Source organism: Synergistaceae bacterium (assembly GCA_012521675.1).
GTDB lineage: Bacteria > Synergistota > Synergistia > Synergistales > Aminobacteriaceae > JAAYLU01.
This window is the reverse complement of sequence record JAAYLU010000105.1, coordinates 1-7,998: the sequence shown is the minus strand read 5'-3', so window position 1 is coordinate 7,998 and position 7,998 is coordinate 1. Positions and strand designations below refer to the sequence as shown.

At 60.9% G+C, this 7,998-nt stretch carries 8 protein-coding genes; all 8 read right to left on the bottom strand.

Annotation, left to right across the window (positions count from 1 at the left end; translation table 11 throughout):
- A partial coding sequence (locus GX181_09710) for a DNA mismatch repair protein MutL (protein ID NLM72215.1) occupies nt 1-875 on the bottom strand: 875 nt, incomplete at its 3' end.
- Nucleotides 872-3,076, bottom strand: a complete 2,205-nt coding sequence (locus GX181_09705; GenBank protein ID NLM72214.1) for a LuxR family transcriptional regulator — start codon at nt 3,074-3,076, stop codon at nt 872-874. The genes GX181_09710 and GX181_09705, both read right to left, overlap by 4 nt.
- Nucleotides 3,076-3,441, bottom strand: coding sequence for an ornithine aminomutase (locus GX181_09700; protein ID NLM72213.1), 366 nt, complete (start codon nt 3,439-3,441; stop codon nt 3,076-3,078). Before GX181_09700 ends, GX181_09705 begins: the two co-directional genes overlap by 1 nt.
- Before the next feature lie 70 nt (nt 3,442-3,511).
- Nucleotides 3,512-4,936: a PLP-dependent lyase/thiolase gene (locus tag GX181_09695; GenBank protein ID NLM72212.1), complete on the bottom strand. Its 1,425-nt coding sequence runs from the start codon at nt 4,934-4,936 to the stop codon at nt 3,512-3,514.
- Nucleotides 4,929-5,240: a 2-amino-4-ketopentanoate thiolase gene (locus tag GX181_09690; protein ID NLM72211.1), complete on the bottom strand. Its 312-nt coding sequence runs from the start codon at nt 5,238-5,240 to the stop codon at nt 4,929-4,931. The genes GX181_09695 and GX181_09690 overlap by 8 nt, the downstream gene beginning before the upstream one ends.
- A gap of 78 nt (nt 5,241-5,318) precedes the next feature.
- Nucleotides 5,319-6,365: a dihydrodipicolinate reductase gene (locus GX181_09685; GenBank protein NLM72210.1), complete on the bottom strand. Its 1,047-nt coding sequence runs from the start codon at nt 6,363-6,365 to the stop codon at nt 5,319-5,321.
- Between the two features lie 472 nt (nt 6,366-6,837).
- Nucleotides 6,838-7,779, bottom strand: a complete 942-nt coding sequence (gene arcC / locus GX181_09680; protein ID NLM72209.1) for a carbamate kinase — start codon at nt 7,777-7,779, stop codon at nt 6,838-6,840.
- Between the two features lie 57 nt (nt 7,780-7,836).
- Nucleotides 7,837-7,998, bottom strand: a 162-nt coding sequence (locus GX181_09675; GenBank protein NLM72208.1) for a spermidine synthase, incomplete at its 5' end; no start/stop codon positions are given.

The following is a 7,998-nucleotide window of genomic DNA, read 5'->3' as shown; positions in this document are numbered from 1 at the left end:
TCCCCCTCGACTGTTCTCTTGGCGATCGGCTCCGGGCTGACGGTGATGCTCAGTATCTTCTCGCTGCCCTCCGCGACGGAATGCACGTCCGTCGTCGCGCCCCCGACATCAAAGACGACCAAGTCGCCGAGCGCCTCCCTCAGCAGGATGGCGGCCTCCATTACGGCACCGGGCGTGGGGATGATCGGACCGTCTATCATATCCCGGACGGTGTTCATTCCGGGGGCGTGGATTATGTGGTCCTCGAATACCCTCTGTATGATGCGCCTCGCCGGGTCGACGTTCAGCTGGTCGACCCGAGGGTAGACGTTCTCGGTGATATACAGGCGCACGCCCTTCTCCTCGGCGATCATGGCGATCTCGTCCTGGTTTTCGACGTTGCCCGCGTAGATAACCGGCACATCGAGTCCCATGGAGGCGATCGTCTCGAAGTTGAAGAGTGCAGTGTCGCGCTCGCCGAAGTCGACCCCGCCCGCGACCAGGATTATGTTCGGGTTGATGTCGCGGATCTTCTTGACCTCTGTCCTGCGAAGTCTTCCCGCCGTGACGTACTTGAGTATTGCTCCGGCACCGAGGGCCGCCTCGCGGGCCGCGCGGACCGTCATGTCGTGGACCAGCCCGTGGACGGTCATTCGAAGGCCGCCCGCCGCGCTGGACGTGGCGAACATCTCGTCCCATTCGAGCGAATCAGCGCCGAGCTTGCATCTAAGCTCTTCGACTGCGCCCCTCAGTCCGACCGTCACATCCCCCTCCAACACCGTGGTGCAGGCCTGCCCCTGCCCGAGAAAAACCGGGCAGGGGCCGCCTATGCCGTCGAAGGCGTTCACGACTGTCGTGGTGCTGCCGATTTCGGCGACCAGAACAGCTGTTCTCATTTCGCGCCTTCCATCTCCCTTCTGCGCTTGACGAGGAAACTGGCGACGTCTATGCCCTTCGTACCGCGGCCGAACCCTCCGTCCATCCCGGCCTCGCGGGCGATCTCGTGAGAGATCTGGGTACCTCCGCAGATCAGGATCAGCTTGTCTCTGACCCCCTTCTCGACGCACAGGTCGTGCAGCTTCTTCATGTTCTTCATGTGCACGTCGTCATGCGTGATGATGGTCGAGGCGAGAATGGCGTTGGCGTTGGTCTCTATCGCCGCATCCAGAAGCTTCTCGACCGGGCAGGAGGTGCCGAGGTACTCGTACCTGATGCCGAAGGTCTCGATGCCACCGTGCTTGATGTCCAGCGTCTCCTTCAGGCCGACCGAGTGCTCGTCTTCGCCGACGGTGGCTGCGACGACCATCATCGGTTTCTCGGCTATGTCGGCGCGGATCTCCTCCTCGGAGAGCACGGGTATCTTCTCGGGTATCACTAGCTCGTCGACGTTGATGTCGAAGTCCACCCTGCCCTTGATCTCGACGTATGTGCCCTCGGACGGGTGCATGACCTGCTTGTGGACCACGGTCACTTCCTCGAGGCCCATCTTCTCGCCGCACTTGATGGCCGCGAACTCGGCGGTCCGCTCGTCGAGGGGCAGGAAGAGGTTGACCGCCACCACTCCGTCGGCGCGCCACTCGACCTCCGGCTTGACCAGGTTGGTCTCGTAGTACTTGTCGAGCTCCTCGAGCCTGACGTTGACGTTGTCCATCTCGTCCAGCTCGTCTATCATGATGATCTTCGACGGGTCCTCGAAGGTGTCCCCACCGACCGCGGCCGAGGGCTTGCCGTTCAGCTCTGCCGGGACGTTGTTGTAGCCGTAGTGGACGGACACGGGAGCGAAGTAGTCCTCGTCGCGCTCGAACAGCATGGCTGCGCCGACTCCTCCCTCCGGGTCGCGGGGGATGCCGTCCCCGTTGCGCTCCGGATAGAGCCCGCTGTCGATGAAGAAGCCCTGCTCGACGGCCTTGAAGTAGCCGCCGACCTCGAGCATCTCCTCCATGAAGAGCACGGCCCGCTCCTTGATCTCGCGTGCGTCCTTGCCGAGCTGGCCGTCCATGTCGAGCTTGACCATCTCCCTGAAGCCGTCCAGGCCGTTGAGCGCGTGCCTTGCGGTGCAGAGGCCGGCGATGTTGTTGTAGTGCCACGGCACGTTGCGCCCCTCGTCCGGGGTGATGGTGGACTGGATGTCCGCGCTGGTCAGGCGCGAAATGACCATGTTCAGAGTGTGAGTCACCGTGGCCTCGCGCATGTCGGACTCCATGTACTTGGTGTTCTGCTGGGCCCTCATCTTGAACTCGGAGAAGAAGTCGCGCAGCGCTACGGCGTAGGGAATGTCGAGCCTCATGCATGGGGCCGGGGGAGCGGTCGGCGGCACGGTGGACAGAGCAATATTCTCCGGCTTGACGCCGACGCTCTTGGAGAAGGCGCTGTTGATCGCATGCTGCACCATGAGCTCCGGGCAGACCTTCCACGCCTTCATCGCGGTCGCGTTGGCGTTGTGCGCTCCGTCGATCTGCAGCATCTCCGCCCAGGCCATGATCTTCTTGGCCTCGCATGCGTCGACGAAGCTGCGGACCATGTTGACGTTGCGGTAGAGTATGTTGTACTGCGGATCCTGGTGCGCCCCGTTGATGCCCTCCTCCGCGAACATGACTGCGATATCCGGGCATGCAACTCCCGAGATGTAGGAGTGGAAGTTGATCGGGCGGCCTACCTCTTCCTCGATCATGTCAAGCGCCTTCCTGCTGGCGCGGACCTGCTTCCGGGTGACGGCTATTCCGCCTATCCCCTGGGTGGTACCCTCTATGAGGGAGTCTATGTGGGACTGGCCGGCGGTGCGGATGACCATGATATGGTCCGCTCCGTGCCAGGCGGCCATGCGCATCCGCCTTATGTCATCCTCGAACCTGCCGGACGCGATCTCGGTGGTAAGAACGCAGTCGGTCTGGGGGTCGATGTAGCCGAAGCCGCGGCTTCCGGGCAGGGGCACCGAGTTCTCGACGCCCTCGGCCGTCTCGTGGTATTCAAAGTCTCCAACCTTCCGGTTCTCGCTTCGTCCCTCTCTCCAGGTCCATCCGCGTCTCTTCGGGCGGTACTTGTCCAGATCCTTGAGTATCTCCTTGATGTCGAGCCTCTTCTTGGGATCGAGCTTCATTATGCGCACCCCTTCCCGAAGATTTCTTCAACCTTCTCCCAGTGCTTTCCCTCGGCGAGGGCCAGCCCCGCCTCGCGCACCGAGACACTCAGCTTCTTTGAAAGGCGCCAGACTATGTTGCCCGCGCCCTTTCCCATGAGCCCTCTTTGGATGACTCCCTCCACTATCGGCTTCACTTCCAGGCTCGAAAAACCCATGCGAAGTAGCACGCTGCGCTCGACCGCCGGAGTCGTGTGAGTCCTGCCCAGCTCCAGCATCGGCGCGACGATCTTGTCCGCCAGTTCCCAGAAGCGAGCTTTCAGTTCCTCGTCGGAGAGGTCCTTGATGTGAGCCCGTCTCTGCTCGAAATCGTCCGCACGTTTCATTTTGTTAACAGCCTCCTGTCTTCTCTATTCTCAGATCGATCCGGGAGGGGGCCCCTCCCGGGTGTTTCTCCTATCTCACCGTTACGTTCAGCTCTCTCAGCGCTCCTTTGACGTAGTCGGCACTGGACTTGGTGTCCTCGGCCAGGAACTTCACGTCCTCCTCTGTCGCACTCTCGAGCTTGTTGTTGGTCACGCAGTTGCGTATGTAGGAGTTCCGCGCCTTGTCCAGATCGAAGTCGCGGACCTTGATGAAGGAGGGATCCTTCGGGAAGATGATGTTCGTTCCCGGCTTCTCGTCGTCCGGGTCCCCGAACAGCAGGTCGATACCGTTGCTGCGCGCGAAGGAGAGCTGCGGCATCGGGTGTTTGCCCGCGCCCGTGTACTCGGTCTCCTGCACCACGATGGTCTGGTCTTCGTCCATCTCCTGGGCCACCGCAAATGCTGCGGTCAGCGACGTGTTGCCGGCGGGACCGCGCTCAAGACCCTCGAGCACCGCCAATGCCTCCGTGATGTAGAAGACCTCGCCCTGCTTCACCAGCACGTACCTGTCCAGGTAGCGCAGGGGACGGGCGGCGTTGCGCGGCACATCGGCCCTGTCAGGCCAGGTCGCGAACGGTATGCCGAAGCCAGTGTGTCCGGTGGTGAACGACTTGCGGTTGAAATCATGGTCGGACGCCATGTGCAGGCCGGAGAGGTCCACACTCGCGCCAACTATCTCCGTGTCGGTCGCGCCCGCCTTCTGCATGCCCCGGGCGGTGCCGGTCACGTTGCCTCCGCCCGCGTGGGTGATCAGCACTTTGTCCGGGGCCTTGCCGGTGGTGGACTTGAACTGCTCGATCAGCTCGTATCCAAGCGTCTCGACCCCCGCGATACCGAACGGCGTGTACAGGGACGCGTTGAAGTAGTCGGTCTCCTCCAGCAGCACCAGGAAGGTATAAAAGAGCTCGGGCCCGACCGAGAGCTGGACCACCTCGGCGCCGTAGGCCTCGCACGCGCGTAGCTTCTCCAGGATCTCCGGCTGCCCGACCATCCTGCTGTCGTAGCACTCCTGAACTATGATGCACTTCAAGCCTCTCATGGCCGCCTGCGATGCGACTGCGGCGCCGTAGTTACCGCTGGTGGCCGCTATAACACCCTTGTAGCCGTGGCGCTTCGCGTGGTAGACGGCGTTGGCCGCCCTGCGTGCCTTGAAGCTCCCGGACGGATTGGCGGCCTCGTCCTTTATGAATATGCGAGCTCCCTTCCCCTTGGGGGAGAACTTCCGGACGAGGGCCGTAAGGTTGCGCAGCTCCAGTATCGGCGTGTCGCCGACGCCGGTGGAGGACTGGATCTCCCGGATCTCCTCCAGGGTGTAGCCCGCCTCGCGCATCATGCGCTCGTAGTCGAAACCGACCCCGCCGGACTCGAAAACACTGTAGTCGATGCCGACGGCCCGCTTCATGATCTCGTTTCTTCGCCCCATCACCGCCGCGTAGGACATGTCGAGGTTAGCCATTGGGAGTATCCTCCTCTAGAAGCTTTTTCAACTGCATGTCCATCTGGAGAAGCTCCGGGACGAAGTCGCCGAAGTCGTGAATATATCGTGGATTGACCTCGAACAGCTCGCCCTTGGTTCTTCTACCGGTGACAGTCTCTATCTCCACTTGCTCGCCCTTGGCGGCGCCCGCGCAGGCGAAACCCTTGACCCACAGGAGCAGGGGGACCTTTTTAGTGTCCTCCGGTACCTGCGGTGCCCTCTCCTCGGGGGTCAGCACTGTCTGGCGAATCTGAACCCAGTCTCCCTTATTTGCTCGTTCCATGCTGAATTAACTCACCCTTTCATCTGAAAAAAGCGCGATGATGATCCGAACGCCGCATCGACGGTCCCGCCGTCCGAGCTACTCCTCGATCATCTCCCTGACGTCGCCCATGATCGCGCGCGGCACGGGCAGGTCGAGCATCGTCTTCAGGCCGGGGCGGGCGTTGATCACGTGCGGAATCATGTTCACGCACATGGCGACCGTTCCAATGCCGCCGGGGACCTCCGGCTGGGTGGCCATGCTGATATCGGGCACGCCCTTGATGATCACGTAGTCGCCGGTTTCCACGCCTCCGAGCTGAGGCTCTATCTGCTGAGGGTGGTCCATCTCTATCTTGACCTCTCCGTCGACATACCCGAAACCCTTCATCGAACAACCAGCTACATCGCCGGCCTTCGCGAAGCCGTAAGGGGCCTTCCTGTCCACCTCGGTGACGATCGGCTCCATGGACTGCTCGACCCTGTCGACCTTCCAGCCGATGGCGGAGGCGATCATGTTGATCGACTCGACGAAGCCGACGTGCCCCGCTAGGCTGCCGTCGTCCCTTCTCTTGATGAATTCGTCGGCTGTGATCCCGATGCCCTGCTCCTCCATGACGGTGGGGCCGAACGGGCTGAGGCTGTTCACCCTGCGGGAGAGCACGTGGTCGACCTGCTCGCACGCGCCGGTGAAGATGACCACCAGCAGATCCATGATCAGGCCGGGGTTTATGCCGGTACCGAGCACAGATACCCCGTGCTGCTTGGCCAGACGGTCGATCTCTGCAGCCAGCTCGGGCTCGGCGGCCTTCGGGAAGGCCATCTGCTCGGCGCTGGAGATGACGTTCATGCCGTTCTCGACGCTCATCTTTATCTTGTCGAACGCTCCCTTGACGAAAGAGTCGGTGCAGATCAGCACGATGTCGGCCGCACCCGGTTTGATGGTGTCCTCTGCCGCCGTTAAAACGACGTCCGGGCGGTCGCCCCTGGGGGTCTCCAAAAACTCGTACATGCTCTTTCCGAGCTTCACTCCCATGTCGATGGCGCCGACGATCTCAAAGCCCTTCTTCTTCAGCAGGAGATTGGCGATGCCGCTGCCCATGGCTCCTAGTCCCCAGATAATCACCCTGACTGGCGCTTGTCTCATCTTGTTAGTAACCTCCCGTATTGTATTGGTGTTGCCCCTAAACCCGGACAAATTGGTTGCACGGATTTATTTCAGGAAAGAAGCGGTGATGCGGATTGTAGAAATGAACAACGGTTAAATATTTAGGAGCGTTGAAAACAATAATAAATAATATTCCTTTTATTACGCTCATTTTACACGAGAGCAGGTAAAAAGTAAACAGGGGAGGGATCTGGGTGCGAGGCCCTTCGGAGGCGTGGGATCTCTCTTATAACACCCGAGTATTTCTGAAACGTTGCCGTCGTCCTATCGTGTGCTTTTTTACTCGCAAGGGCTAGTTATTTGTGCATCGATCGAAGATTATGGTATGTGGACGTAACCTGGTGGGATTGTCAATTCTGTAGGAGCTGCAGTGTCCGCCGATTGGCGGCCTTCCTCTTGGACCGGTGAAGCCTCCGCGTTCGCGGAGGCTCTTATATTATGTCTGCCGGGGCTAGTCCCTTACAATCTGCGTGCCCTTCTTGCCCTCAAGGGCCTCCAGGGCCTCCTCTAGGCTTGCAATCACGGCTCTCTCCCCACCGTTCCTGACGAAGCGCAGGGCAGCGTTCACCTTCGGCCCCATGGAGCCGGCCTTGAAGTGACCCTTCCTCTCCAGCTCCTCCATCTCGGAGAGGGCAAGGGTGTCAAGCCATTTCTGATCCGGGGTGTTGTAGTTGATGGCGACCTTCGGCACGTCGGTCAGTATCATCAGGAGGTCGGCGTTTACCGCCGCCGCCAGGCGCTCGCCTGCGAGGTCCTTGTCTATGACCGCCTCGATCCCCTCCCATAGCCCATCCTTCCCTCGTATCACGGGTATGCCGCCGCCACCCGAGGCCACGACAGTGAAGCCTTTATCCAGCAGGGCGTTGATCGAATCCGCCTCCACTATAGACTTCGGATCCGGCGACGGAACAACCCTCCGCCACCCGCGACCGGCGTCGTCGATCCAAGTCTCGCCGGTCTCCGCCGCTCGCTTCTTCGCGGCCTCCTCCGTGTAGAAGGGGCCGACCGGCTTGGTCGGGTTGGCGAACGCCGGGTCGGAGGGATCGACCTCCACCCTCGTTACCAGGCATGCGGGCGCGTGTCCTTCGATGCCCTCCGCCTTCAGCGTATTCTCGATGCTCTGGCAGAACATGTAGCCGATAAGGCCCTGGCTCTGGGCGCCGCATATGTCCATCGGCATGGCCGGGACGGAGGAGGACCCGAGTTCGTTCTGAATAAGTATGGCGCCGACTTGCGGACCGTTGCCGTGAGTTACGACCACCTCGTGGCCCGCTCCTATCATGCGGACTATCTGGTCGACCGTCTTCTGGACGTTCTCCCTCTGCTCGGAGGCGAGTCCCTTCTGCCCCCTCTGAAGAATCGCGTTGCCGCCCAGGGCGATGATTACTCTCATCTCTTGCTTGACCCCTCTCGGATGATTATCATGCGCGCGAATAACGCGCCCAATTTTTTACTTTTTCAGCAGATCTACGAGGAAGGGGGGTATGACGAAGGCTCCCCTGTGTATTTCCTCGGTGTAGTACTTCGTGCCTGCGGGCGCGGTCCTCCTGACGACGGCCGGATCGTGTGCCTTCGAGCCCACGGTATAGGTCCACATGCCCTGGGGTATGTG

Excerpts from the sequence above, each read along its gene's own strand:
- GX181_09705 (NLM72214.1), bottom strand. The coding sequence starts at position 3,076 with ATGAAGCTCGATCCCAAGAAGAGGCTCGACATCAAGGAGATACTCAAG.
- GX181_09700 (NLM72213.1), bottom strand. The coding sequence starts at position 3,441 with ATGAAACGTGCGGACGATTTCGAGCAGAGACGGGCTCACATCAAGGAC.
- GX181_09695 (NLM72212.1), bottom strand. The coding sequence starts at position 4,936 with ATGGCTAACCTCGACATGTCCTACGCGGCGGTGATGGGGCGAAGAAAC.
- GX181_09690 (NLM72211.1), bottom strand. The coding sequence starts at position 5,240 with ATGGAACGAGCAAATAAGGGAGACTGGGTTCAGATTCGCCAGACAGTG.
- GX181_09685 (NLM72210.1), bottom strand. The coding sequence starts at position 6,365 with ATGAGACAAGCGCCAGTCAGGGTGATTATCTGGGGACTAGGAGCCATG.
- arcC (NLM72209.1), bottom strand. The coding sequence starts at position 7,779 with ATGAGAGTAATCATCGCCCTGGGCGGCAACGCGATTCTTCAGAGGGGG.